A 23119-nucleotide genomic window follows, 5' to 3' on the forward strand; every position below is an offset into this window, starting at 1 on the left:
ATAAACACGAATCTGTCGCGCTTGAGCCAGTCATCGACGATGTCGAACCATCCTCGCTCCTGGCGTACGCGCCCTACCGCGATGGTCATCTCAACTTCTCCCAAAAAAGATCTAAATGAATGAGAACGCTAATGAAACTACAAAGTTTGCTTCCTTGAAGCAAGAGAAGAGCCTAGGTATAAAGACTCAACTCGCGGGTCTTTTGCCTCACCTTCTTTTAACGGCTCTTTGGCCAGAGCTACTCAGGAGCTCTTACAAGTAGGACTCCCAGTGCTCCAAGACCCTGTCCAGAACCGTTTCCAGTACTCAACAACGGCCCAATGAGCCATCTGAGAGCTACCGGACAAGCTTTACGGCTGTAGGCATTACAATCTAGCCTATGCCGGTAAAGACTTGTAAATTGCTTTCATTATAGAGGCGGGTGACGCGCCTCCATCAAGTCCGAGGTGGCCGGGATCTTCACAGACTGTAATCTTTGCGGTTTTTCTCTCCTGAGATATTGAGCGTGAGGGGCCGCCTCACCCCGGGGAAGGCCGAAGGCCCAAGATCCGATATCCTTAAAGGGCGAGGCAATCCACCTGAGAGGAATCTATGGCTAGTGAGATCTTCACCATTGCTGGGCTCTCCATTGTCCTGACCCTAGTGGGCGTGGCGCTCGGGTACGGGATCCTGCGCGTCACCCAGGGCGGGGCCGAGTAGGGATTTCCTCGCTTGGTGAAACATGAAAATCGGCATCGTTGGCGCCGGGGCAGTCGGGGGGCATTTGGCCGTCCGCCTGGCCCGAGCCGGTTTTCCAGTGAGTGTGGTGGCACGGGGATCCCACTTGCAGGCCATCCGCAGCCGAGGGTTGAAGCTGATCCGGCAGGGGGATCCCCCTGAGGCTTGGGTGGAGCGGCTGACAGCCAGCGACGACTTGGCTGAGCTGGGGCGGCAAGATGTGGTGATCGTTGCTGTCAAGGCCTACAGCTTGCCCCTGCTTGCCCCACAGTTGGGATCCCTGTGTGGCCCGGACACCCCCGTTGTGGTTGTTCAGAATGGCGTTCCCTGGTGGTACTTTTACCGGCATGGCGGCGAGTTTGAGGGGCGCTCCTTGACTTCGGTGGATCCGGGCGGGGTGATCGCCGCCCATCTGCCGATCGAGCGGGTGATCGGCTGTGTCGTGTACATCGCCGTGCAGTTGGCAGAGCCGGGGGTAGTTTTGCACACCGGCGGCGGGCGCTATATTCTGGGGGAGCCAGATGGATCGTTGTCGGAGCGGCTGCGCTCTCTGGCGGCCATCTTTGAGCAGGCGCAGCTTCCTGTAACTCTCACCTCCCAAATTCGGGTCGAGATCTGGCAAAAACTGTGGGGCAACGCCGCTTTCAACCCCATCAGCGCCCTCACCCGCGCGGCCCAAGACGAAATTGCCCAGTACCCGCCCACCCATGCGTTGGTTGAGTCGGTGATGCAGGAAACCGAGGCTGTGGCCCAAGCGCTGGGGATCCGGCTGCCGGTCTCTCTGGAAGAACGGCTCAAGGATGCAGCCCGCGTGGGATCCCATCGCACCTCGATGCTGCAGGATATTGAGCGGGGGCGACCGACGGAGATCGAGAGCATTGTCGGCGCCATCGCGGAGCTGGGGCGTTGGGCAGGGATCCCGACTCCCCATTTGGATACACTCTATGCTTGCGTTAAGCTGCTGGAGCGCTCGCTTCAGGCGGGGAAAGCGGCCCGTTCCCAGCCGCAGATCCCCCAGTAGCCCCTCAACTCTTGCGGACTATGCTGGAAAACGCCATTGTGCTCATCACCGGTGCCAGCAGCGGCATCGGGGCAGCCTGTGCCACGCTTTTTGCCCGTTCTGGGGCCAAGCTGATCCTGGTGGCCCGCCGTCAGGAGCGTCTGCAGGAGCTGGCTATGGAGTTGCAGCAGGCTTACGGCGCTTCCTCATACTTGCTGACTTTGGATGTGCGGGACAGGGCAGCCGTACAACAGGCGCTCCAGTCTTTGCCGCCGGTCTGGGCTGAGATCGACATCTTGATCAACAACGCCGGCCTCAGTCGCGGCTTGGACAAGCTCCACACCGGTGCTCTGCAAGATTGGGAGGAGATGATCGATACCAACATCAAGGGCTTGCTGTATGTTACCCGCGCCGTCTTGCCCGGCATGGTGGAGCGGGGCCGCGGCCATGTGGTGAACATCGGCTCCATTGCCGGTCGGCAGACCTATCCCGGCGGCGCCGTCTATTGTGCTTCCAAAGCCGCCGTGCGGGCCATCTCCGAGGGCCTGAAGCTGGATCTGCTGGGCACCCCCATTCGCGTCACCGAGATCCAGCCCGGCTTGGTGGAAACCGAGTTCAGCCAGGTGCGCTTCCACGGCGATCGCGAGCGGGCGGCAGCAGTCTATCGGGGCCTCACCCCCCTGACGGCGATGGATGTGGCCGAGGTGGTGCTGTTTGCCGTTACCCGTCCCCCCCACGTCAACCTCAGTGAGGTCTTGCTGGTGCCCACCGACCAGGCCAGCACGACAATGGTGCATCGCCGATAAGGATGCGAAGATCCCGATCCCTTCGCTTGTTCGGTATTCACCCCCCCATCCCTGGGCGACAATGGCGGCAAAGGGGGTGGGCCCATGGGAGTGGAAAGCGGGATCCTCATTGGGTTGGGCATCGGCCTACTCGGCACGCTGATTTTGCTCTGGCAGAGTCGGCGCCGCTTCGTCCGCCAATTGCAACAGTTGGGATCCCTGCTGCACGTGCCCCTGCCTCTGAGTTCGCCAGAACAGATGCTCAGCCGGCTCAGCCGCCACCTGCGCCAACAAGAACTGGAGTGGGCCAGCCAAAAACGACACCTGCAAGACTGGCAGTATCTCAGCCACCACCTGCCCTGGGGATACCTGCGGGTGGACGAGAACAACGTGGTCCTGGAGTGTAACCCTGCCGCTCAACGCCTGCTGCACATTGGCCAGTGGCAGCCGGGCGTCAAGCTCCTGCTGGAGTGGGTGCGCTCCTATGAGTTGGATCAGCTCATCGAAGCCACCCGCCGCCAGGGGGCCAACACGCCCATCCAGAGCCGCGAATGGATCTTCTACCCTTCCGGCGGCGAGAATAAACCGGTTCCGCTGCGGGCTTGGGGGCTGCCACTGCCGCAGGGGCAGGTTGCCATCTTTTTGGAAGACCGGCTGGAAGCTACCCTGCTAGCCCAACAACGGGATCGCTGGGCCTCGGATGTGGCCCACGAGCTGAAAACCCCCCTCACCTCGATTCGTCTGCTGGCCGAAACTTTACAAAGCCGGGTCGACACCGCGCAAGCGGTTTGGGTGGAACGATTGCTGAACGAGACGCTGCGCCTCAGCCAGTTGGTACAAGACTTGTTGGAACTGAGCGCCCTTAACTTGGGGGCCGGATCCCGCTCCCAATGGCGCTGGGTGGATCTGGCAGCCTTAGTGCGCGAAGCCTGGCAGAGCTTAGAACCGCTGGCCAAGCCCCGTCACCAGGAACTGCACCTGAGCAGCCCCTCCCAGCTCTATCTCTGGGGAGATGAACAGCGCCTCTACCGCCTCATCCTCAACCTCTTGGACAACGCCGTCAAATATGGCGCGCCCGACTCCCCTGTCCACGTGCTGCTCTTGGAACAGGGATCCCAGGTGCGGCTGGAGGTGTACGACCACGGCCCTGGCCTGCCGGAGGATCAATTTGAGCTGGTCTTTCAACCCTTTTACCGCACCGATGCGGCGCGGGCCCGCAGCAAAGGCGGCACCGGCCTGGGGCTGGCGATCGTGCGGCAAATTGTGGAACTTCACGGCGGCACAATCCGCCTGCGCAATCACCCACAAGCAGGTGGGCTGTGGGTGCAGGTGGAACTGCCCCGGAAACGCGCCGATGCCCTGTGAAAGCTGCCCAGAAGCGCTCCCGTCAACATCGCCAAACCCTTCGGCCTGAGAATTGCCGCAGATTTTCCTGCGGCGGGACTATCCATCTTGGAGGGGATCCCCTACAATTGGGGTAGGTAATCTTTACAGTTCATCCTACAGGCATTCGGAATGGGCGCCGACTATCATTCCGCTGATTTGTTGTCGGAGCGGGAACTGCAGGTCATCGAGTTGATTGCTGCAGGGCTGACCAATCAGGACATTGCGGAGCGCTTAGAGATTAGCAAACGTACCGTTGACAATCACATCAGCAACATTTTGAGTAAAACCCGAACTGCAAATCGGGTGGCTTTGGTACGCTGGGCTCTGCAATGGGGAAAGATTTGCCTGGACCAGGTCAATTGCTGCACCCTAGTGGATGACAAAATTGCCTAGCCCCATCTTGCTTTGCCAGTAGCCAGATGCCCAACGTAGAGTCTTAATCAGGGGATTTTTTTGCGTTTTGCACCGCGATTGCTTCTGGGAGCGGGGGTGAGGGGAAGAAAGAGGCTGCCGAGAGCCCTTGGGAAGTCTTCCAGTTTGGCTAGAGGTAGCTACATTTTGAGTTGTGTAGGTTGAGTTGTCATCCGTGAGCATCCCTGAGCTGAAACGTTACGCTGTTCGCTACGATTCCATGCCCCTGATGGTTTATCGGGAAGTGGCTGCCCATTTGGCCTGTGTTTCAGGGGTAGAAACGGAGCTGGAGTGGAAAAAAGACTCCAGCTTTCGCTACCAAGACAGCCAAGTAGAGGCGTTGCATATTTGTCAAAAACCCGGTGCCGACCCAGAGCAAATTAAGCGCATTCTCGACCACTACGGAACGTGGCAGTATAGCCCCTTAGAAGAATAGCCCTTTCTGCAATTAAATAAAAAAGGGAGCCCCAGGGGTGGGGATCCCTTGACGATTCCTCTGCAAGTTCTGGGACAGAAGCCGTTCAGCCAGTAGCCTGGCTTTGGTCAGACAGATGCAATCTACGGGCCAAACCCAGTCTTGCCAGCACCCAAATGGCCCAGTAGGTCATGTCGATCTCCCACCAACGCAAGCCTGCTTTCACGCGCTTCGGGTCGGCGTGATGGTTGTTGTGCCAGCCTTCACCATAGGTTAAGATGGCCGCCCACCAAAGGTTACGGGCATTGTCGTCGCTCTCGAAAGTTCGGTAACCCCAGAGGTGGCTGGCAGAGTTGATCAACCAGGTGCAGTGCAGCAGCAACACCGTCCGCACAAAGATGCCATAGATGACGAACGACCAACCCCCCAGCAAGTAGAGCACGGCAGCCAGCGGCAATTGCAGCAGCAGCCCATACTTGTCCAGCCAACGATAAAAAGGATCCCGAGCCAAATCCGGCGCAAAAGCAGAATACTTCTCACGGTTAAAAAACTCTTCCCGTTGGTAAATGAGCCAGAGCATGTGGCTCCACCAAAAGCCTTTGCGAGCAGAGTAGGGATCTCGCTCTTCGTCTTCAGTAAAAGCGTGATGCTGACGATGGCCGCCCACCCAGAAAATCGGCCCCCCTTGGATGGCGAGAGCGCCGAAGGTAGCAAAGACATATTCCAGCCACTTGGGCACTTGGAAACTGCGATGGCTAAGAAGACGATGATACCCTAGGCAGATGCCCAAGCTGCCGAAGCACCAGTGAAGCAATAGAGCCACTCCCAGGGCCGGCCAGGAAAAGTAAAAAATGCCGCCCACCAAAGCGAGGGCGTGAAAAACAATGAAAAAGAGAACAAATTCCCAGGCAAACCGGAAAGACTTTTGGGGCTCAGGCTGAGTGAGCGAAGCAGAACGGTCAGGATTATCCAGCGATTGGGAAGGAAGGGAAACGGCCATGAACCAGCAAAACCTCAGAAAAAGAGAAAGGGCAGCGCAGAATCAAATACCTCCTCACAAAGTTGCTTCTCATGCAAAGACCACCGAATCCCTGACTCAGCTCACAAGGAGCTCACAACCCTGAAAGGCAAACCGGGATCCCTGAAGGCCCGCCCAAGCAAGCCCCAGCAGTGAAAGCGGCTACAAGAGAGCAGAAAAGCAGCAGGTTTGATCTCGCCTGAGGCTAAGCTTAACGATATTTCACCTCGAATGCAAGCGCTACTTGCAGGCTGCTGCCGTTCTCTAGGGTTTTCTCCTAACTCCTTACCCCATCACCCACCATGGCACGTTCTTCCTCTCGGCAAAGGCTGCTAGACGCGGCTCGGGAGCTGTTTGTTCGTCAGGGCATTACCCAGACCACCACCCGTCAAATCGCAGACCTAGCCGGCGTTAATGAAGTCACCCTATTTCGGCACTTTGGCAGCAAGCAGGGGCTGCTCTTGGCCGTGTTTGGTGAGCTGGGGGTCTTTTCCGGCATTGCCGATCTTCCTCTCCAGGGGGATCCCGCCTCATTCCAAGGCTCTGGGCTGCAGGCCATTCTGCTGCGCTATGTCCACACCTGTTTTCGGGCGCTGGCCGATAATCCTGAGCTGGTGCGCTCTTTGGTTGGAGAAGCAGGCTTTTATTCCGAGGAGCATCGCCGCGCTCTGAGGCTCGGCTTTTCTCAGGCGCAGGAACAGCTAACACAATACTTGCAACAGTTCCCCGGCTCTGAGTTCCAATCGGTCGAGCCCGAGCGCCTTCACCGAGCCGCTGGGGTTTTACACCTGATGATTTTGGGGGCAGCCGTGTTGGCCGTCACCGCCGGCCTGCCCTCGAGCGGCGAGGAGAAGTTGTCCCATGGCCGCTCATCAAACGCTGAAAGCGAACCAATCCCAGACCTACTCCAAGCCTGCGTAGAGCTGTGGATGGCAGGCTTGACCGACGTGAAAAAGGCAGAGAGCTAGCCTCCTCTCATGCGGCTTTAGGACTCCGTCCTGCTATCGCGAGTGGCGGGACGAAAACAGGCGATGGGCACCAAAAAGAGGGGAAAAGAGAGGAGGTTGTAAGCCGGGTTCTGTAGTGGGGCGTTCTTTCAAAACTTTCAAGAACTAACCCGCACTGGCGATCATCCATCTGGGAGTGATGTTGCCATCACCCTCTAGCGGCTCACCACCATCGAGAGCACCCTTCCCCAGCGTCTACTGGGTACCGTGATCTCGATGCAGCCGACAGGGGCGAAGAACAGCCATGATCCTGCGGCTGCGGCCTTGCTTTCCACCGGGGTTTACCGAGCCAACGCCTCTCGACGTTGCTGGTGGGCTCTTACCCCACCTTTGCACCCTTACCTGTGCTGGGATCCCAGCCATCGGCGGTATGTTTCTGTGGCACTGTCCTCGCGGTTACCCGCACTGGGAGTTTCCCCAGCGGTGTGTTCTTCTGAAAGCCCGGACTTTCCTCATCCCGCTGTCTGGTGGCGACAGCAAAGACGCGATCGCCTGCCCCTCCTCTCTCTTCACCTCGATCCTACTGCATTTCCCAAACCCGGAGATCACCTCCATCACCACAGCCGCCGCGCTTTCGGTGCCATGCCAAACAAGCAGATTGAGGATCTGGATGGCAGCAGCTCTCATACCTGAGGTAACACAGCGGCAGAGCGAGCAAGCTCTGTAAAAGAACTCCCCTCTCCCTTGGGGAGAGGGGCTGGGGGTGAGGGGGGTGGAGAGCCTTAGTAGCGATGCACCAGCTTATTGATGGGCTTGAAGATATCCGCTTCAAACCCTTTGCCCTTGAGCATGCGGTTCCAGTACAGCCAGGGCAACAGGTGCACCTTGGCCAGGTACATGGAGTAGCGCTCTCGTGTTGGATCCAGGGGGAAAGAGGGAGCTAGCTTTGCGTCATAGGCAAACTCCGCCATGATCAGGGAGTTGTAGCCGGTGATCAGGGGGCAGCAGGTGTAGCCGTCGTAGCGGGCCGGCAGCGGCTTGGACTGCATGGCCGCCAAGAGGTTTTCTGCCAGCACCGGCGCCTGCTTGCGGGCTGCGGCTGCCGTCTTGGAAGTCGGCAGGGAAGAGGCATCCCCCAAAGAGAATACGTTGGGGTAGCGGGGGTGTTGCAGCGTCCACTTGTCCACCTCCACCCAGCCACCAGGTCCCGCGAGGGGGCTGCGCTTGACAAAGTCCGGGGCGCTCATGGGCGGAGCCACGTGGATCATGTCGTAGTGCAGGCTTACCTCTTCCTTGCCCTTGTCGGTGGTTACCTCAAAGATGGCCTCTTGCGCCTCGGGCCGGATGGCCTTGAGGTTGTGCCTGAACTTTACCTGGATCCCGCGGCGCTCCACCACTTTCTCCAGGGCGGCGCTGTATTCCGGCACCGCGAAGAGGGTGGGAGTGGCAGTACAAAAGATAACTTTGGTGTTGACCCCAACGCCGCTTTTGCTCTTAAAGACGTCGTCGGCCATGTACATGATTTTCTGGGGCGCGCCGCCGCACTTGATGGGAGTGGCGGGGTAGGTGAAGATGGCCGTGCCCCCCTGGAAGTTGCGGATGGTCTCCCAGGTGTAGGGGGCATAGTCTTTGGAGTAATTGCTGGTCACGCCGCCCTTGCCCAATGCTTCCGGCAGACCCTCGATCAGGTGCCAGTCAATTTGGATCCCGGGGGCCATGATGAGGTAGTCGTATTCGATAACTTGGCCGGCCTCGGTGATGACGCGGTTGTGATCCGGATCCAGCTCGGCCACCCGCGCTTGAATCCACTTGGCTCCCCTGGGGATGACGGTTTTTTCATCGCGAACAAACTTGGCCAGCGGCGCAATGCCCCCGCCCACCAGCGTCCAGCCGGGCTGGTAGTAGTGCTTGTCGGAGGGCTCGATGATGGCAATGTCGAGGTTGCGCTGGCGCTCCAGCAACTGGGCTGCTGCACTGATGCCGGCTGCCCCTCCCCCGACGACGACAATCTGATGGTGAATAACTGTAGGAGAACTCCCAGAAGCAGCCCCCTGCACCTCGGAGCGCGCGCCGTTTTGCGGCACTGCTGCTGACTGGGCTTGCAACTCCCTTGGCTTTGTAGTCGGTACTACCATAACTCCCTCAAAACAGAAACAAAAAAAGCTACCGCTAGACTCAATTGGCCATATTAAAAAACAGCAAAAGAGCCAGCTCACCTGTCCAGGAGCCCGGACAGTTCAGCCGAAGCCCTTTGGCTCCCTACAAGCTCTAGCTAATCATTCTACCTAATAAGAATATGTTCATCCTTTCTATCTATTGAGAATTTTAAGCAAATCTTAGCCGGCTGCCTAAACGTTGTTGACGCTTGTCTTGGTAAAGAGCCCCCCGAAGGACACCTTGCCGGGAAGGGCCCATGGCATTGGTTAGGCTATCAGAGATAAGGAGGGCAGGCAGCCCATCCAACCCTCGCGGTGTTGTAACTCAAGATTCCGAACATGGCCGAATCTTCATCCCCTGAGCTGCTCCCGGCCCTTGCCTGGCATGCCCTGCCGGAGGAGCAAGCCATCCAGGAACTCCTCGGAGAGGAGATGTCTTTGGCGGGGCTGTTGGAAAAGGGCCTCTCTCAAGCTGAAGTGGAGAAGAGGCAGCAGCAATACGGCCCCAATGAGCTGAAAGCCAAAGCTGCAACGCCGGCCTGGGTCAAATTTCTGCAGCAGTTTAACCAGTCGCTGCTCTATATCCTGATGGTGGCTGGGGCGGTCAAGGCGTTCCTGGGATCCTGGCGCAACGCCATCGTGATCTGGGCGGTGGTGGTGATCAACGCCCTCATCAGCTACATCCAAGAGTCTAAGGCGGAGGAGGCGATCGCCGCTCTGGCCAAGTCGGTGGTGACTGAAGTCACGGTGATGCGGGAGGGGCAGAAAGTGCGGCTGCCCTCGCGGGAGCTGGTACCGGGGGATGTGGTGCTCTTGAGCTCGGGAGACAGGGTGCCCGCCGACCTGCGCCTGCTGAGTGCGCGCAACTTGCAGGTGGACGAATCGGCCCTCACGGGAGAATCGGTGCCGGTGGAAAAACGGCTGGGATCCCTCCCTGAAGACACGCCTTTGGCCGACCGCCAGAACATGGCCTACGCCGGCAGCTTCGTTACTTTTGGCCAAGGGGCGGGGGTGGTGGTGGCCATCGGCAACCAGACCCAAACGGGCCGCATTTCCAAGTTGATCGAAGAGGGGGAATCCCTGCAAACTCCCCTGACGCGCAAGTTTGAGGCGTTCAGCCTGACCTTGCTGAAAATTATCCTCACCTTGGCTGCGCTCACCTTTTTGGTGGGCCTGGTGCAGGGCCAAGCGGCAGTGAGTGTCTTTGAGGCGGCAGTGGCGCTGGCGGTGAGCGCCATCCCCGAAGGCTTGCCGGCGGTAGTTACCGTAACCCTGGCCATTGGGGTCTCCCGCATGGCCCGCCGCCATGCCATCATCCGCAAGTTGCCGGCGGTAGAAACCCTGGGCAGCGCCACGGTGATTTGCTCGGACAAAACCGGCACCCTCACGGAAAACCAGATGACGGTGCAGGCCATCTACGCCGGATCCCAGCTCTACCGGGTCGCCGGCAGTGGCTACAGCCCCCAGGGCCAGATCCTATCCCAGGAAGCCAATTCCCCTGTCGAAGTGCGCCAATGGCCCTCGCTGGAGGCCTGTCTACTGGCCGGCTGCCTCTGCAACGACACCCGCCTCCAACCCAAGGACAACGGCCAGTGGGAAGTGGTAGGGGATCCCACTGAGGCGGCTCTGCTCGTGGCGGCGCAGAAGGGGGGTCTGGATCGAGACGATCTGCAGTGCCGCCGCCCTCGCCTGGACAGCATCCCCTTTGAATCCGAGTTTCAGTACATGGCCACCCTGCACCGGTTGGGGCCGGAGAAGCACTGTATCTACGTCAAGGGATCCGTAGAAGCTCTCTTGCCCCGCTGCGGCAGCCAGATGGGATCCCAGGGGGAGATCCAGCCCTTGGAAGCAGAGCGGATTCGCCAGCAGGTGGAGGCCTTGGCGCGGCAGGGGCTGCGGGTTCTGGCCTTTGCCCAAAAAGCCGTACCCCCTAGCCAAACGCAGGTGGATCACTCAGATCTGCAGGAAGGGCTGATTTTCTTGGGCTTGCAGGGGATGATTGACCCGCCGCGGCCGGAGGCCATTGCCGCCGTACGCTCCTGCCAGACTGCCGGGATCCAAGTCAAGATGATCACCGGCGACCATGTGCTCACGGCCCAAGCCATTGCTGAGCAGATGGGCCTGGGCGGCGGCAAACCGGTAAAAGCCTACAGCGGTCGGGATCTGGAGCAGCTTGGCCCAGAGGAGTTTGTAACCGCCGCCAACCAGGGATCCGTCTTTGCGCGGGTGGTGCCGGAGCAAAAGCTGCGCCTGGTGGAAGCTCTGCAGTCGCGGGGTCAGATCGTAGCCATGACCGGCGATGGGGTCAACGACGCCCCGGCCTTGAAGCAGGCAGATGTGGGCATTGCCATGGGGAGGGGCGGCACGGAAGTGGCCAAAGCCGCCGCCGACATGATCTTGACCGACGACAATTTCGCCTCCATCGAGGCCGCCGTCGAAGAGGGGCGCACCGTTTACAACAACCTGCTCAAGGCCATTGCCTTCATCCTGCCGGTGAACGGGGGGGAGTCGATGACCATTCTCCTCAGCGTCCTCCTCAACCGGGAGCTGCCCATTTTGGCCGTTCAAGTGCTGTGGCTGAACATGATCAACTCCATCACCATGACGGTGCCCCTCTCCTTCGAGCCCAGCACGGGGCGGGAGATGACCCAGCCGCCGCGGGATCCCGATGCCAACTTGCTTTCTCCTCGGCTGCTGCAGCGCATCCTGCTGGTGTCGGTCTTCAACTGGATCTTGATCTTCGGGGTTTTTGAGTACATTGAACAAACCACCGGCAATATCGACCTGGCCCGCAGCATGGCCATTCAGGCGCTGGTGATCGGGCGTATTTTCTACTTGCTCAGCCTCAGCCAAGCCATTCCCACCCTGTTGGGCCGCGGACGGGCCAGCCAGTTGGACCACCACGAACGCCTGATGGATACGGCGGCTGTTGGCATCGGCATTGGGGCGGCCATCCTGCTGCAGATCCTCTTCAGCCAGTGGGGCGTGATGAACATCATTTTCGACACGGCACCTTTGTCTTGGGATCAGTGGGGCTTCTGTCTGCTGGTCAGCCTGCCGATGATCGTGGTCTCAGCGGTGGCCAATCGAGTGGATCCCGAGTGAGCCGCATTGGCAACTCGCACCCCCATCTGAAAGGGCGCGTCGGCGGCGTGGAGCGCCTGAGGAGTATCTGAGTTGGGTTTGAAATAACCCTTTGCCTGGATGTTGCCGACTTCCCCCAGGAGCTGAAAAGGCCCACCGAGCTAGGTCTGATGGCATGCTGCTCTTGGCCATCTTTCCGACCCATTTTTGCAAGACAATAAGAGCCGCCGCGCCGATCTCTGCAGTGGGAAATCGTGCTCATTTTCTACCGGAAGTCACAGAAGCTGTGCTCAGAGATTGGGGCGCTCGACGAATGAGAAAGAAAAGCCTCAAACTTTTGGTTGCAGGAGTACATCATAAGGCTATGATCTTAGGGGAAGGATGTAGGACATTAAAAAATGTCAGATATACCACCACAACCTTTAACCGGGAAGGCTCTCCTTCAGAAGGTCGAAGCGCTGGGGCATCTTCCGCGCCGGGAAACGGCAAAGCGCTGCGGCTACGTGACCGTGACCAAGAACAACAAGCTCCGCGTCAACTTAAATGAGTTTTATGACGCGGTGCTGGAGGCAAAAGGTCTGAGCCTCAGCCCAGGTTCCAGCCGCGACAAGCGCGGTCGCGAGCCCACCTTTCGCGTCAGCGTTCACAAAAATGGGCAGCTCATCATCGGGTCCGCCTACACCGAAAAGATGAATCTCAAGCCCGGCGATGAGTTTGAGATTCAGTTGGGCTACAAGCACATTCACCTCAAGCAAGTGTTAAACGGCCAGGTGATGGAGGACTCAACCTCAGACTCAACCTCAAAAGAAGAAGCTGCCCCCAAAAAGACACGGGGCCGCAGGAAAAAAACGGCAGGAGCCTGAACTTCTTCTGGAGTTGGGCGGAGGGAGTCCAGTTGAGAAACTGTCACTGCGGGGCTTTCTTCCCTCTTCACCCTCCCTAAGATGGGATCCAAAGCCTGGGTTTACCGACGGCGACAACCCTAGATTTGAGGATCCCTATGCAGCAGACCGTTCAACCTCCTCTCAAATTTCTGCCGCCGCGATTGACACCGTGGGTGGTTCGTTTTGCCCAAACGGGTTTGCCCTTGTGGTTGCGATGGGCCAAAGGGATCCCGCGCATTGAGGTAGAAGGGGGCGAGCGTTTGGCTCAGCTTTATCAGCAATTTGAGGCAGGCAAGATTCGCCTGTTGGTTGCCTTTCGCCACCCCACCCTCGACGATCCTCCCTGCTTGATGTACCTGTTTTCCCACCTTTTGCCTCGGGTGGCCCGGCAAGAGGGGATCCGCCTGCGGCAGCGGCCCCACGTCTTGTTTGTCTACGACCGTGGCCTGCCGCTGTGGCTGGGCTCGATTGCCCGTTGGGGATTGCCCCGGCTGGGCGGGATCCCGATTTTACGGGGCCGTCTGGATCGGGCAGGACTGAAGAGCTCTCGCGAGCAGTTTGTGTCGGGCCAGTACCCCCTGGCAGTCGCTCCCGAAGGAACGATCAACGGCATGAGTGGGCTGCTCAACCCGCTGGAGCCGGGAGTGGCCCAGATGGGTTTTTGGGCGGTAGAGGATCTGCACAAGGCGGGACGGCCAGAGGAGGTGCTGATCTTGCCGGTGGGCATTCGCTACTCCTACTTGAGGGATCCCAGCCCGGTGCTGGACAGGTTGCTCCACCGCATGGAGGCCGATTGCAAGCTCCCGGCCACCCGCTCGGCCCATGTCGGCAAGGGGTTTCTGATGGCCCGCCTGCTCCGCTTGGCCGAACATCTGATTCAGGTGATGGAGCGTTTTTACGAGCGCTTCTACGCCCCAGCTTTGCCCGACGCGGCGCGGGTTAACCTGAGAGGGGGAGGGGATCTGTTGGCACGTCTGCAAAGCCTATCAGATCTGGCCCTGCGCGTGGCCGAGCAGCACTTTGGCCTGCAGCCCCAGGGAGACTTGATCGAGCGGCGGCATCGCATCGAACAGGCAGGCTGGGCTTGGATCTACCGGGAAGATATTGCCGACATTGCTGCCCTTTCGGCTTTGGAGAAGGGGTTGGCCAATCGCGTCGCCTCGGAGGCCGGCTTCCACCTCTGGCACATGCGCCTGGTGGAGACCCTGATGGTGTTTGCTGTGCGTCCCCTGCCGGAGCAACCCAGTTTGGAGGAACTGGCCGAAACCGCCCTGCGGCTGTGGAACCTCTTGGCCTGGATCAAGGGGAAAAACCCCGTCGGTGCTGACCCCCCCAGGTTGGGGCCGCGGCTGGCCCGTTTCAGCATCGGGGATCCCCTCTCGGTTTCGGAGCGCTGGCCCGCCTACCAGGCCAACCGCCGGCAAGCCGTACAAGCCCTGACCCAGGATTTGCAAGCAGAGATGGAGCGGCTGCTGCACGGGATCCCGCGCTCCCCAGCGGCCATGGCTGCCCGCTGATCTCTCGGCTGGTTGACTTGAGGTGGGTTGAGCGGACTGGGAAGCCTTGGGCCAAAACGGATCCCAGCTCCCTCTTGAGAAGTGCACAGCTTCCTTCTCCAACAATTTCTCCGATGTTCTTTAAGAAGTTTTAGGGAAGCCAGACGAATTTTTGCGTTATCTGACAAGAAGGTGAGGAAGAAGGGGAAATTTTGGCTCCTGCGGTAGAAAGGTAGTGAGGCGAGTTGGCCTTGTCTATGTCCGATGAGCTGCTCCGCGCAATTCGTAGGCGCGACCTAGAGGCCGCCACCTCAGCCGTGCAGCACTTGCGCTCCCGACATCTCAGTGAGGCAGTGATTACCTCGATGGTGATGGTGGCCGTGGAGCGATTGGCCTGGGACGAGGGCGATCGGGCCGCCGCCAGTTGGCTGCTGCGCCGCTGCTCCAGAAGGCGCTGAAGGAATCCAGGCCGAGCGAACGCCTAGAGCACCTGCTGCTCGCGGAGAGCCTCGACCAGCAACGCCGCCAGGGAATCGAAGGAGGAGAAGCGCTCGTTGGGGGATCCCAGATTCGCAATGTGAAAACGGCGATCCCGACCATCGAACACCAGCTCCTCTGCCTTTTTGAAGAGGACGTTGTTGATCTGAAGGCCGTTGGTGAGCCGCAGCAGCGCAACGTATTCTTTGGGAACCAGTTGGCCAAGCTCCCGTTGCGCCTCTGTTTGCACTGCTCCCTGCGCGGATAAACCCAGTGAGCGGGCATTGGCTCAGCTCTGCTGGCGTGGCTAGGGTCTCGGCCAGTTCCACCAGATTTTTTTATTCTTGTTTATTCTTGATCGGCTCGTCAGGGTTCTTGTTCGGATCGTCAGGATGCTGACGATCTTCCTCAAAGAACATCAACCTCTGAAGACGAGCTGAGCGGTAGTCGGAGATGCGCAGCGCAAGGGAGCGCCACGCTCCTTGGCTGCCCAGGCTGGACTTCTCGTAAAGCAGAGCCGCGCTGGGAGCGAAGCCGAAGTCATGGGCATCTTTGATGGCAGCCAGATCGGCGCTCAAGAAGACAAACTGCCAGCCGTTTTTCTCTTTTTCTTTGATCATCTTTTCAATTTGCTCTTTGCGGAACTCGCGACTGGCGTTCTCTTGGCCATCGGTTACCACCACCATAAGCACCCTGGCAGGGCGATCTGCTTCGCCGAGTTTGCTGAGGCTGCTTTCCAGATCGTTGATGCCGCGACCTATGGCATCCAGCAAGGGAGTAGAGGCCCGGGGCACATAGGTCTCGCGGGTTAGCTCGGGAACTTCGGCGATGGGCTTGAAATAGTGGATGACCTCATAGGGATCCTGCGAGTCAAACTGAACCAAAGTGAGGGTGGCAAACCCCGGCTCTGACTTCTGCTGCTGAAGAAAAGCGTTGAATCCGCCAATCGTATCGTCGCGGATCGCCTCCATCGAGCCGGTGCGATCCAGGATAACGGCAATGTGGGTGTAGTCTTGTCTCATGGTCGCTTCCCTCCTGTAGAAAATCTAACTCCGGCTCAGGTGCAACAACCCGTTTGTAAAGGCTTATTCGCAACTAGCACATAAACATTAAAGTTCGTATTTAATCTCTTTGCATTTTCAAGCTAAACTTCTAGGCAATGGCCCCGTAACGACTTTGGAAAAACCAGGGAGTGGCTATGTCTTTTCGCGTAGGTTTACAACCTTTTGCCTTCGCTCTGCTAACAGCGCTGCTTGTCAATGCGGGGCCAGCCCGGGCCGATCTGCCAGGAACGGCGGATCCGCCGGGGCTCAAGCGCTTTGCCGGCTCCAGCATTGTGTTTCAATCGCGGGCCGACTACGACCGCCTCAAGTTTGCCCTTGAGAAAATCGTCTTCAGTGGCGCGATGGGAGCTGTGCAGCCGTATCGGTCTCAAACTGTTGAGGGGCGCCGCATCACAACCTATTACCGATTGCCGGAGCGGGTTGCCCCCCTAGAGGCGCTGCGCAACTACGAAACCGAACTGAAAGAGTCTGGTTTTGAGATCCTCTTCTCCGGCTTAGGGGAGGAGATCGAGACCCTCGGCTACAACAACCAGATTGCCCACGAGATCCTCGATATGAAGGGCACCTACGGCACGCCGGAAGAACGGGCGCAGTGGCCGTTCCAGAACGCGAGAGAAAACACTGCTGCCTATTTAGCCGCACGTGGCAAGTCGCCCGAAGGCGATGAGCGATTCGTAAGCGCCTACTTTGTGGTCAATACCGATGACTGGGAGGTCACGCGCGGCAGTGGACGGATCCCGACCGGGATTACCCTGGGGCGGGTGGATGTCATCGATGTCAAGACTCGCCAGCAGCGCCTGGAACTGGTGACCAGCAGCGAGCTGGATCAAGCCATCAGCCGCGATGGCCGGATCGCTCTCTACGGCATTCTCTTTGCCTATGACTCGGATCAAATCGAAGCGGCTGCCGAGCCCACCCTTGCCGAGATCGCCAAGCTGATGCGCGAGCGCGCCGACCTCAGCATCCTCGTGGTCGGCCATACCGATGCAACCGGCAGCTTCGACTACAATCTTGGCCTCTCGCGGCGTCGGGCCGAAGCTGTGGTCAACCGCTTGGTTCAGCTTGGCATTGAGCAGCGCCGACTCTATCCGGTTGGTGTGGGATTCTCCGCTCCTGTTGCCAGCAACGCCACTGACGAGGGCCGGGCAAAGAATCGTCGCGTGGAGTTGGTGGATCTGGCCGGCGGCAGGCTCCCCTAGGGGGGAGTTGCCGAGGGTTGGGGCAGGACAGGCATTGTTGAAAGTCTGGACACTGCGGCTGTGGCGAACTAGCTTAGAGGCAACTCTTTACTTCAAGCTAGTTCGTGGGGTGGGATCCATGCTGAGGCCCAGTCTTTTGTTCTCCGGATCGGCGCTTCTGGGTTTGCTGTCTTGGCTGTGTTTGGGCGGCGAATGTGGCTGGTTGGTCTCGTCTCGTCAAGAGTGGGGTTCTGCCACTGAAGTGTCTCTGGAAGCTGGGGAGCTCTCTCTGCCGTCATCTCTCTCTCTATTCTCTGCCCAGGTGGATGTTCGCCATGAGCTGGCGTGGCTAACCCAATCGATTGAACAGGAGCCGGGGAACGCGCAGCTCTATCTGCAGCGGGCTCGGTACTTCTGGGATCGGTTGCAGGGCGCTCCCTTGGCCTTGGCCGAGCCAGACCAGGCGACTGCTGTTGACCACCTGCTGAGCTTGGCGCTGCGGGATCTGGACATTGCCATTGCTTTGGATCCCTATTTGTCTGAAGCTTACTTGCTCAAGGCCAGGATTCAACACGAGTATTTTGGGGAGCTGGAGCAGGCTTTGGCAACGTTGTCCCCCCTGGATCGCATTGCCTATCGCAACCCCCAACTCCACTTGTTGCGCTCTCGCATCTGGGCGGAACAAGGACATCTGGAATCGGCGTTTGATGTGTCGCACCTGGCTATTGAACTGGCCGAGCAAAACCAAAGCCCTGCCGATCTTTTCGATGCCTATGTCCATCGCGGCCTGATGTGGGCCAGCATTTGCGACTTCAACTTGGCCGTTCAGGATTTCAGCCGAGCTATCGAGGTGCAGCCGCAGCAAGCCGAGGGCTACTACCACCGCGGCATGGCGCGCGCCTATCAGGGAAAGGATAGGGCCGGTGCCGCTGCCGATCTGGGCCGTGCTTTGACACTGTGGCAGGCTGCAGGCACGGGATCCCCAGAGTTGCTGGAATATGTAGAAGCAGTGCGGATGGAACTGTTGCGGTAGCTCCTGTAGCTGGCCGAAGTCCTCACTAGCAAGCCAAGCCTCTTGTTTGATTGCTCACTTTCAACGGCGACGAGCATCGAGGACAAACAGAGCACTGCCTACGACGAACAGGAGACTGGCGCCTATCCCAAGCAGGGCTTGGACAACCTTTGGGTTGAGAAGGGTTGGAGCTGCTGGATCCCACAGAGATGGGTCACTGCCCAGGTTTATCACCTCGCCCAGCGCAAACAGGCTGCTCCCCAGCAAAAACAACCAACTGGCCAGCTCGTAGGGGTGATTGCCTCTCATGTCTCCTCCGACTGCAAGCGCCCGTAGGCCTGGGCAGCGGCAGCCATTTCTGCAGCTTTTTTTGAGCGACCTTCACCGCGGCCCCAGCACCGTCCTTGCCCCCAGACTTCCATGGTGAACTGAGGCGGATGCTCCTGGGCGACCACCAGGCGATACTCCGGCAGACTGCCCCAAAGGCGTTGGGTGAGTTCTTGTAAGGCTGCTTTGGGGTTGCGTCGAGTGGGGTCTTGAAACCATTGCTCCACTCGCCGGCGCAAATAGGGATCCAGCCAGGGATGCAGCCTGGGCAGTGTGTAAATACCCCAACTGAGATAAAAAGCCCCCAGCAAAGCCTCGAAGGCATCCGCCAGCCGCCGACCCCGTCCGACCAGGTCGTTTTGGGAGCTGGATCCCACCTCCAGGTAACGATCTAGGCCGTGCAGGTCTGCCAGTTCCGCCAGGTGAGCATCGCTGATCAAGTCGGAGCGAATTGCGGTTAGCTCTCCCACCGACAAGTGGGGATAGGACTGAAACAAGAATTCTGTGGCCAGAATCCGCAGGACAGAATCCCCCAATAACTCCAGCCGATCGTTGTTCCGCCGGCTGTCCAGAGAAGGGTGGATCAGAGCCTGATCCAGCAGATCCCAGCGCAGTTGTGCCAACACAGCAGGATCCCTAAATCCAAGACGAGCCAGTAGGTGCTCCAAGGCACGGCGACGGGACGGGATCAACTCAACCATGGCCCACAACCCTTTTGACCGGGGTCATTCTGCTCAGGCAGAAAGCTGGCTATACTACAAAAGTAGTATAGACCTTGCGAGGGAGGATCCCTACATGCCCATCCGTGCCAATTCTCCCACTGCCACGACCCAGATGGAGGTAACCAGCATTCGGCTAGAGCGTGAGCTGAAGCAGCGACTGAAGGCGCTGGCCGGAAATCAGGGCTACCAGGCTCTAATACGGGAAATTCTTTGGAGTTATGTCCTGCGTCATTCTCAGGGAGCTGCCACCCTTAGCCCTGAGGATATTCGGGCCAGCTTCCCGGCCACAGCCCATCAAGCCCAATGCTGTGCTCTCACTGGCCAGGCTATTCAACCGCAGGAACCGATGCTGCTGGGGTGGACCAGCGATGGAAAGTTGGTTGCCCTCAGCTCTTCCTGCTTCTAACCTTCTTTGGGGGGTACCTCTCAAGCTGGCAGAGGGATCTGCCCCTTCAAGTGCCACGAATTTCTCGATATTTTCTGGCCCGTTCTTCGAAGGGATCAGGGGCTTTGGCTTTGGAGACTGCCTCCTCCAGTTGGGCCATCACCGTCTCTGCGGGCTCAGCAGAGCGGACGACATAAAACATGAGGTTGATGGCTTCGTTGGCCGTTAGTTTGAGGTTTTCTTTTCCCTTGGGCACCAGCGCGATCTTGCCATCTGTGGTCGGGATAGCGGTATGGGATCCCTTGGCCAGAATTTCCCCAGCTTTTTCCAGAGTAACCAGCATATCCGTAGCTCACCGCAGCGGGACACCTACCATCCTATCGAATGTCTTGGGGCAGGGGTTCCAGAAGGGTCTAAGCCATTTGGCGGATTAGGTGTGTTCCCATGAGTTGCCCCGCTCGGCCAACCAAGCGTACAAGTGAGGAAACAACTTTTGATTGGCCCCCGGGAAGGGAAATGCCGACAGATCCGCCGGGCTGACCCAGCGCACCTCGCTGCATTGCAGAGCTTGGGCTTCTCCGCCTAAGTAGCGACAGATAAAAGCGATCAAAGTAATGGTGAAATGGGTGTAGGCATGTTCGATGGTGGCTAAGGGCGCCACCACCTCGATATCGATACCGATTTCTTCTTTCACTTCTCGGACTACACACTCGGCAGCCGTTTCTCCCGGCTCAATTTTTCCTCCGGGAAACTCCCACAGCCCGCTGAGCATGGAGCTTTCCAGCCGTCGATCGATGAGGATTTCTGTTCCCCGCAGAACAATGGCAACGGCAATTTGCTTGTGAGGACGAGGGGTACGGGGTGCAGACATAGGCAATTGCTGGTGTTGACCTCGATTGTAGGCGGCGCAATCTCCTTGCCAAGGGCATTGGCCGCAGCGAGGCTTTCGGGGACGACAGACAGTCGCTCCCAAATCCATCAGGGCCTGGTTAAAAGTCCGCGGCTGCACGGGATCCAACAATTGCTCAGAAAGCTGCCACAACAGAGGCAGACACCGGGCCGGAGGCTGCTGCAAAGCCAGCAAGCGAGCCAACACCCGCTTGACGTTGCCATCCAAAATCGGCAAAGGCTGATCGAAGGCAGCGCTGAGAATGCCGCCAGCCGTGGTGCGCCCGATCCCCGGCAGCGCCAGCACCTGCTCCAGATCCCTGGGAAACTCGCCGTTGCCTTCCTGCACCAACATTTGGGCGGCTTTGTGCAAGTTCAGCGCCCGGCGGTAATAGCCCAGGCCCTCCCATAGCTTCAACACCTGCTGCTGGGGGGCTGCCGCCAAGTCCGGGATCTTGGGCAAGGCCTGCATCCAGCGCTGAAAGTAGGGGATGACCGTCGCCACCTGGGTCTGCTGCAACATCACCTCCGCAACCCAAATGGCATAGGGATCCCGACTGCGACGCCAAGGCAGATCCCGCCCGTGGTCGCGGTACCAGTGCTGCAGAGACTGCCGCAAGCGCTGCACGACAGCCTCATCCCAACCTTCTACCTCGTCTGGAAGGCTGACAGTGCAGGAAAGACTGCCCTTGGCTTGCGGAATAAGCTGAGATCTCAAGCCACGTAAGCAAAGTGCAGAGCCCACCAGATCAAGGCCGAGACCACCCCGGCCACAATTCCTGCCGAGATCAAAACAACAATTGGGCTGTCTGCCCCCTTGAACTTCATGATGCCGCGATTGTAGTCAGCCATCTGCGCCTCCCACCAGCTTTGGCGTTCGGGTTGTTATGGATGTCGATCGGGATCCGGGTCTGCCAGCTCTATCTCCAGAATAGCCAATCTGTCTGGGATCCGATCGGCTCGCAAAATCAGGGTTATTTCAAATCGGGAGCAAACTTCAAGAATCCCCCGCCTTTTTCCCCTTCCCGACCCACCTCACACAGCCTTGAGCGGGCGATCCCTGCCTCGGAAGAAAGCCTCCACCTCAGCTAGAAACCGCAGGAGCCCCGCGCTCTGGCGCAGCCGGTCGCGAAGCGGGACGGAGTCCTTGCGTTGGGAGGAATGCGAGTCCGCGGCAGTTTGTGCACTACAAGGCAGCAAGAGCAGGGATCCAGATTGTGGTGGTGCCGCCTGCCTACAGCTCGCAGACCTGCCACCGGTGTTTGTGGCTTGGGCAACAGGAAGAGAAGCATTTTCGTTGTGTGAACCCGGCCTGTGGCTGGGAAGGGGATGCGGATTTGAACGGTGCCAACGTGATTGCCCTTTTGGGGGTCGCTGTAAACCGGCCCAGGGGCCTGTGGTTGGCTTGCCAACTGCAGGGCTACCATTCGCGTCAGCGGCGCGTAGCGCTTAAGCCCGCTCCCTACCGCTTAGCGGTCGGAGCCGGGTAGTTTACTTCCAAGACAACTTCGGCAAGACGCCCTGAGAGGGTTTGCAAGGCAAGCTGGGCATCGGTAACCTTGGCAACTGTGTCGGCCACTCTGGTTACAGCTTCGGCCAACTGGACAAACCGCGTCTCGATCTCTTCATTCGTCATAGCCGGATCCGTCTAGCGGTGGCTAACCGATCGTAACTTTGGATCAGAGCGGGCTGTAATCCGGAAGAACTGGCTGGCCAACGTGAGTTGTCAACCCAGGGATCCAGCCTTACAAGCTAGCCAGTCAGCGCCAGCAACGTGGTGTAGATCCCCTGCAGCGAGGCGAGGGCTTGATGCCAGAGGGTGTGGGTCGGCGCCCACCTGTCCAGACCCATAGCCCCACACAGCAGCAGCAAATAGAGGTTGGCGAAGGTGAAAAGGGAGGCCGCCCGCTCCCGATTGTGGGGATCCTGCAGCAACTGCACCGCCTTCCAAACCAAGAGGGATCCCAGCAGCGCCGCCACACTCAAGTAAAAGGATCCCAGCACCCGCAAGGGGTAAACCAGCAACAAGCTGACCGGAAGTATCAGCAGCGCGTAGAGGAGAATCTGGGCGGCAGTCAACCTTTCTCCGGCCACCACCGGCAGCATCGGCACGCCGGCGCGGGCGTAGTCTTCCCGCTTCAGAATGGCCAAAGCCCAAAAGTGGGGCGGGGTCCACAAAAAGATGATGACAAACATCACCCAAGCAGCCCAGCTCAGCTCGCCCGTGGCCGCCGCCCAGCCCACCAAGGGCGGGATCGCTCCTGCCGCTCCCCCGATGACGATGTTCTGGGTGCTGGAACGCTTTAGCCAGTGGGTGTAGACTCCCACGTACACCAGGATCCCCAACATGGCCAAACCGGCGGCCAGCAGGTTGGTGAAATAGGCCAGCAAACCAAAGGAAGTCACGGCTAGGATCCCGGCAAACAGGAGAGCATGTCTCGCCTGAATGCGACCGGAAGGCAAAGGGCGATGGCGAGTTCGCTCCATCATGCGATCGATATCGGCGTCATACACCATGTTGATGACGTTGGCCGCTGCCGCTGCCATCCCGCCCCCCACGAGGGTGACGCCAAACTTCAGGGGATCGCTGTTACCCGCCATCCACATCGCGCCGGCCGTGGTCATCAGCAAGAGGGCGATGATCTTCGGCTTCACCAACTGGCTATAGCTGCGCAAAACCTGGGATACCGTTCGGTGATGGCAGACTTGGGAAGGGATCCGTGTCGGTGCGGCTCGGTAACGGTCTTGGAAAACATCCTGCATGGAA

Annotated in this window: 25 protein-coding genes, 1 other RNA gene and 1 pseudogene; 15 read left to right on the top strand and 12 right to left on the bottom strand. The window is 58.9% G+C overall.

The features are described from left to right. Window positions 1-591: 591 nt before the first annotated feature. The 6 genes from NW851_RS03300 to NW851_RS03325 all read left to right on the top strand — a co-directional run bounded on the left by NW851_RS03300 (window position 592) and on the right by NW851_RS03325 (window position 4735). A complete protein-coding gene (locus tag NW851_RS03300) occupies window positions 592-699 on the top strand; it encodes a PetM family cytochrome b6-f complex subunit 7 (protein WP_414334413.1) in 108 nt (35 codons plus the stop codon). A 22-nt stretch (window positions 700-721) separates the two neighbouring features. Further along, window positions 722-1738 carry a ketopantoate reductase family protein gene (locus NW851_RS03305; protein WP_414337040.1) on the top strand — a complete coding sequence of 339 codons (1017 nt, stop codon included), beginning with the start codon at window positions 722-724 and terminating at the stop codon, window positions 1736-1738. A 20-nt stretch (window positions 1739-1758) separates the two neighbouring features. Then, complete coding sequence (locus tag NW851_RS03310) at window positions 1759-2523, top strand: SDR family oxidoreductase (RefSeq protein ID WP_414334417.1); 765 nt, start codon at window positions 1759-1761, stop codon at window positions 2521-2523. A gap of 84 nt (window positions 2524-2607) precedes the next feature. Continuing rightward, complete coding sequence (locus NW851_RS03315) at window positions 2608-3867, top strand: sensor histidine kinase (RefSeq protein ID WP_414337043.1); 1260 nt, start codon at window positions 2608-2610, stop codon at window positions 3865-3867. Between the two features lie 150 nt (window positions 3868-4017). Further along, entirely contained in the window at window positions 4018-4281 is a 264-nt protein-coding gene (locus NW851_RS03320; protein WP_414334421.1) for a helix-turn-helix domain-containing protein, read from the top strand. Window positions 4282-4474: 193 nt separating this feature from the next. Continuing rightward, window positions 4475-4735 carry a hypothetical protein gene (locus NW851_RS03325; RefSeq protein ID WP_414334448.1) on the top strand — a complete coding sequence of 87 codons (261 nt, stop codon included), beginning with the start codon at window positions 4475-4477 and terminating at the stop codon, window positions 4733-4735. An 85-nt stretch (window positions 4736-4820) separates the two neighbouring features. Here NW851_RS03325 and NW851_RS03330 read toward each other — a convergent pair whose 3' ends face one another. After that, window positions 4821-5714, bottom strand: coding sequence for an acyl-CoA desaturase (locus tag NW851_RS03330; RefSeq protein ID WP_414334423.1), 894 nt, complete (start codon window positions 5712-5714; stop codon window positions 4821-4823). A 320-nt stretch (window positions 5715-6034) separates the two neighbouring features. Here NW851_RS03330 and NW851_RS03335 point away from each other — a divergent pair, with 320 nt between their 5' ends. Beyond that, window positions 6035-6700, top strand: coding sequence for a TetR/AcrR family transcriptional regulator (locus tag NW851_RS03335; RefSeq protein ID WP_414334425.1), 666 nt, complete (start codon window positions 6035-6037; stop codon window positions 6698-6700). Window positions 6701-6783: 83 nt separating this feature from the next. Here NW851_RS03335 and rnpB read toward each other — a convergent pair. Both rnpB and NW851_RS03345 read right to left on the bottom strand, forming a co-directional pair. Further along, an RNA gene (rnpB, locus tag NW851_RS03340) (RNase P RNA component class A) lies at window positions 6784-7245 on the bottom strand. A 216-nt stretch (window positions 7246-7461) separates the two neighbouring features. Next, on the bottom strand, window positions 7462-8814 hold the full coding sequence (locus NW851_RS03345; protein WP_414337045.1) for an FAD/NAD(P)-binding oxidoreductase: 1353 nt from the start codon (window positions 8812-8814) through the stop codon (window positions 7462-7464). 360 nt (window positions 8815-9174) lie between these two features. Here NW851_RS03345 and NW851_RS03350 point away from each other — a divergent pair, with 360 nt between their 5' ends. The 4 genes from NW851_RS03350 (at window position 9175) to NW851_RS03365 (ending at window position 14757) form a co-directional block, all read left to right on the top strand. After that, window positions 9175-11940: a cation-transporting P-type ATPase gene (locus tag NW851_RS03350; protein ID WP_414337047.1), complete on the top strand. Its 2766-nt coding sequence runs from the start codon at window positions 9175-9177 to the stop codon at window positions 11938-11940. Between the two features lie 377 nt (window positions 11941-12317). Next, window positions 12318-12782: an AbrB family transcriptional regulator gene (locus tag NW851_RS03355; protein ID WP_414334431.1), complete on the top strand. Its 465-nt coding sequence runs from the start codon at window positions 12318-12320 to the stop codon at window positions 12780-12782. A 137-nt stretch (window positions 12783-12919) separates the two neighbouring features. After that, window positions 12920-14320 carry a 1-acyl-sn-glycerol-3-phosphate acyltransferase gene (locus NW851_RS03360; protein ID WP_414337049.1) on the top strand — a complete coding sequence of 467 codons (1401 nt, stop codon included), beginning with the start codon at window positions 12920-12922 and terminating at the stop codon, window positions 14318-14320. A gap of 236 nt (window positions 14321-14556) precedes the next feature. Then, window positions 14557-14757: a hypothetical protein gene (locus NW851_RS03365; protein WP_414337050.1), complete on the top strand. Its 201-nt coding sequence runs from the start codon at window positions 14557-14559 to the stop codon at window positions 14755-14757. Between the two features lie 23 nt (window positions 14758-14780). Here the strand turns inward: NW851_RS03365 and NW851_RS03370 are convergent, their stop codons facing one another. Further along, the gene (locus tag NW851_RS03370; protein WP_414334435.1) at window positions 14781-15026 is read right to left on the bottom strand and encodes a hypothetical protein; all 246 of its coding nucleotides are present in this window, start codon (window positions 15024-15026) and stop codon (window positions 14781-14783) included. Window positions 15027-15114: 88 nt separating this feature from the next. Beyond that, window positions 15115-15798 carry a hypothetical protein gene (locus NW851_RS03375; protein WP_414337052.1) on the bottom strand — a complete coding sequence of 228 codons (684 nt, stop codon included), beginning with the start codon at window positions 15796-15798 and terminating at the stop codon, window positions 15115-15117. 176 nt (window positions 15799-15974) lie between these two features. Here NW851_RS03375 and NW851_RS03380 point away from each other — a divergent pair, with 176 nt between their 5' ends. Together NW851_RS03380 and NW851_RS03385 are read left to right on the top strand one after the other, a co-directional pair. After that, window positions 15975-17039 carry an OmpA family protein gene (locus tag NW851_RS03380; protein ID WP_414337053.1) on the top strand — a complete coding sequence of 355 codons (1065 nt, stop codon included), beginning with the start codon at window positions 15975-15977 and terminating at the stop codon, window positions 17037-17039. A 118-nt stretch (window positions 17040-17157) separates the two neighbouring features. Next, window positions 17158-18051, top strand: a complete 894-nt coding sequence (locus NW851_RS03385) for a hypothetical protein (RefSeq protein ID WP_414337055.1) — start codon at window positions 17158-17160, stop codon at window positions 18049-18051. A 60-nt stretch (window positions 18052-18111) separates the two neighbouring features. Here NW851_RS03385 and NW851_RS03390 read toward each other — a convergent pair whose 3' ends face one another. After that, window positions 18112-18339, bottom strand: a complete 228-nt coding sequence (locus NW851_RS03390; protein WP_414334439.1) for a hypothetical protein — start codon at window positions 18337-18339, stop codon at window positions 18112-18114. Continuing rightward, window positions 18336-19058, bottom strand: a complete 723-nt coding sequence (rnc, locus tag NW851_RS03395; protein WP_414334440.1) for a ribonuclease III — start codon at window positions 19056-19058, stop codon at window positions 18336-18338. Before rnc ends, NW851_RS03390 begins: the two co-directional genes overlap by 4 nt. Window positions 19059-19152: 94 nt before the next feature. On the opposite strand from rnc, the gene NW851_RS03400 reads away from it, so the two are divergent. Then, entirely contained in the window at window positions 19153-19485 is a 333-nt protein-coding gene (locus NW851_RS03400) for a hypothetical protein (protein ID WP_414334441.1), read from the top strand. A gap of 46 nt (window positions 19486-19531) precedes the next feature. On the opposite strand, the gene NW851_RS03405 is transcribed toward NW851_RS03400, so the two are convergent. The 3 genes from NW851_RS03405 to NW851_RS03415 all read right to left on the bottom strand — a co-directional run bounded on the left by NW851_RS03405 (window position 19532) and on the right by NW851_RS03415 (window position 21204). Continuing rightward, on the bottom strand, window positions 19532-19807 hold the full coding sequence (locus NW851_RS03405; protein WP_414334442.1) for a hypothetical protein: 276 nt from the start codon (window positions 19805-19807) through the stop codon (window positions 19532-19534). Between the two features lie 87 nt (window positions 19808-19894). Then, window positions 19895-20980 (bottom strand): A/G-specific adenine glycosylase, encoded by a 1086-nt coding sequence (mutY, locus tag NW851_RS03410; RefSeq protein WP_414334444.1) that lies wholly within the window; start codon window positions 20978-20980, stop codon window positions 19895-19897. An 86-nt stretch (window positions 20981-21066) separates the two neighbouring features. Next, window positions 21067-21204, bottom strand: coding sequence for a hypothetical protein (locus tag NW851_RS03415; RefSeq protein WP_414334446.1), 138 nt, complete (start codon window positions 21202-21204; stop codon window positions 21067-21069). 320 nt (window positions 21205-21524) lie between these two features. Between NW851_RS03415 and NW851_RS03420 the strand changes: the two are divergent. After that, a pseudogene (locus NW851_RS03420) lies at window positions 21525-21842 on the top strand (zinc ribbon domain-containing protein); the annotation flags it as partial. Here the strand turns inward: NW851_RS03420 and NW851_RS03425 are convergent. Together NW851_RS03425 and NW851_RS03430 are read right to left on the bottom strand one after the other, a co-directional pair. Further along, window positions 21815-21988: a hypothetical protein gene (locus NW851_RS03425; RefSeq protein ID WP_414337057.1), complete on the bottom strand. Its 174-nt coding sequence runs from the start codon at window positions 21986-21988 to the stop codon at window positions 21815-21817. The pseudogene NW851_RS03420 and the gene NW851_RS03425 sit on opposite strands and share 28 nt — an antisense overlap. A gap of 116 nt (window positions 21989-22104) precedes the next feature. Further along, the gene (locus NW851_RS03430) at window positions 22105-23115 is read right to left on the bottom strand and encodes a heme o synthase (RefSeq protein WP_414336149.1); all 1011 of its coding nucleotides are present in this window, start codon (window positions 23113-23115) and stop codon (window positions 22105-22107) included. Window positions 23116-23119 lie beyond the last annotated feature (4 nt).

The organism is Synechococcus sp. H55.7, from assembly GCF_047462395.1.
Classification (GTDB): domain Bacteria; phylum Cyanobacteriota; class Cyanobacteriia; order Thermostichales; family Thermostichaceae; genus Thermostichus.

Bases quoted from the DNA above. Each gene is read 5' to 3' on its own strand.
- NW851_RS03405 (WP_414334442.1), bottom strand. From the start codon at position 19,807: ATGCTGGTTACTCTGGAAAAAGCTGGGGAAATTCTGGCCAAGGGATCC.
- NW851_RS03425 (WP_414337057.1), bottom strand. From the start codon at position 21,988: ATGACGAATGAAGAGATCGAGACGCGGTTTGTCCAGTTGGCCGAAGCT.
- NW851_RS03375 (WP_414337052.1), bottom strand. From the start codon at position 15,798: ATGAGACAAGACTACACCCACATTGCCGTTATCCTGGATCGCACCGGC.
- rnc (WP_414334440.1), bottom strand. From the start codon at position 19,058: ATGGTTGAGTTGATCCCGTCCCGTCGCCGTGCCTTGGAGCACCTACTG.
- NW851_RS03380 (WP_414337053.1), top strand. From the start codon at position 15,975: ATGTCTTTTCGCGTAGGTTTACAACCTTTTGCCTTCGCTCTGCTAACA.
- NW851_RS03415 (WP_414334446.1), bottom strand. From the start codon at position 21,204: ATGGCTGACTACAATCGCGGCATCATGAAGTTCAAGGGGGCAGACAGC.
- NW851_RS03300 (WP_414334413.1), top strand. From the start codon at position 592: ATGGCTAGTGAGATCTTCACCATTGCTGGGCTCTCCATTGTCCTGACC.
- NW851_RS03320 (WP_414334421.1), top strand. From the start codon at position 4,018: ATGGGCGCCGACTATCATTCCGCTGATTTGTTGTCGGAGCGGGAACTG.
- NW851_RS03355 (WP_414334431.1), top strand. From the start codon at position 12,318: ATGTCAGATATACCACCACAACCTTTAACCGGGAAGGCTCTCCTTCAG.
- NW851_RS03385 (WP_414337055.1), top strand. From the start codon at position 17,158: ATGCTGAGGCCCAGTCTTTTGTTCTCCGGATCGGCGCTTCTGGGTTTG.
- NW851_RS03345 (WP_414337045.1), bottom strand. From the start codon at position 8,814: ATGGTAGTACCGACTACAAAGCCAAGGGAGTTGCAAGCCCAGTCAGCA.
- NW851_RS03335 (WP_414334425.1), top strand. From the start codon at position 6,035: ATGGCACGTTCTTCCTCTCGGCAAAGGCTGCTAGACGCGGCTCGGGAG.
- NW851_RS03360 (WP_414337049.1), top strand. From the start codon at position 12,920: ATGCAGCAGACCGTTCAACCTCCTCTCAAATTTCTGCCGCCGCGATTG.
- NW851_RS03305 (WP_414337040.1), top strand. From the start codon at position 722: ATGAAAATCGGCATCGTTGGCGCCGGGGCAGTCGGGGGGCATTTGGCC.
- NW851_RS03350 (WP_414337047.1), top strand. From the start codon at position 9,175: ATGGCCGAATCTTCATCCCCTGAGCTGCTCCCGGCCCTTGCCTGGCAT.
- NW851_RS03365 (WP_414337050.1), top strand. From the start codon at position 14,557: ATGTCCGATGAGCTGCTCCGCGCAATTCGTAGGCGCGACCTAGAGGCC.
- NW851_RS03390 (WP_414334439.1), bottom strand. From the start codon at position 18,339: ATGAGAGGCAATCACCCCTACGAGCTGGCCAGTTGGTTGTTTTTGCTG.
- NW851_RS03315 (WP_414337043.1), top strand. From the start codon at position 2,608: ATGGGAGTGGAAAGCGGGATCCTCATTGGGTTGGGCATCGGCCTACTC.
- NW851_RS03430 (WP_414336149.1), bottom strand. From the start codon at position 23,115: ATGCAGGATGTTTTCCAAGACCGTTACCGAGCCGCACCGACACGGATC.
- NW851_RS03330 (WP_414334423.1), bottom strand. From the start codon at position 5,714: ATGGCCGTTTCCCTTCCTTCCCAATCGCTGGATAATCCTGACCGTTCT.
- NW851_RS03400 (WP_414334441.1), top strand. From the start codon at position 19,153: ATGCCCATCCGTGCCAATTCTCCCACTGCCACGACCCAGATGGAGGTA.
- NW851_RS03310 (WP_414334417.1), top strand. From the start codon at position 1,759: ATGCTGGAAAACGCCATTGTGCTCATCACCGGTGCCAGCAGCGGCATC.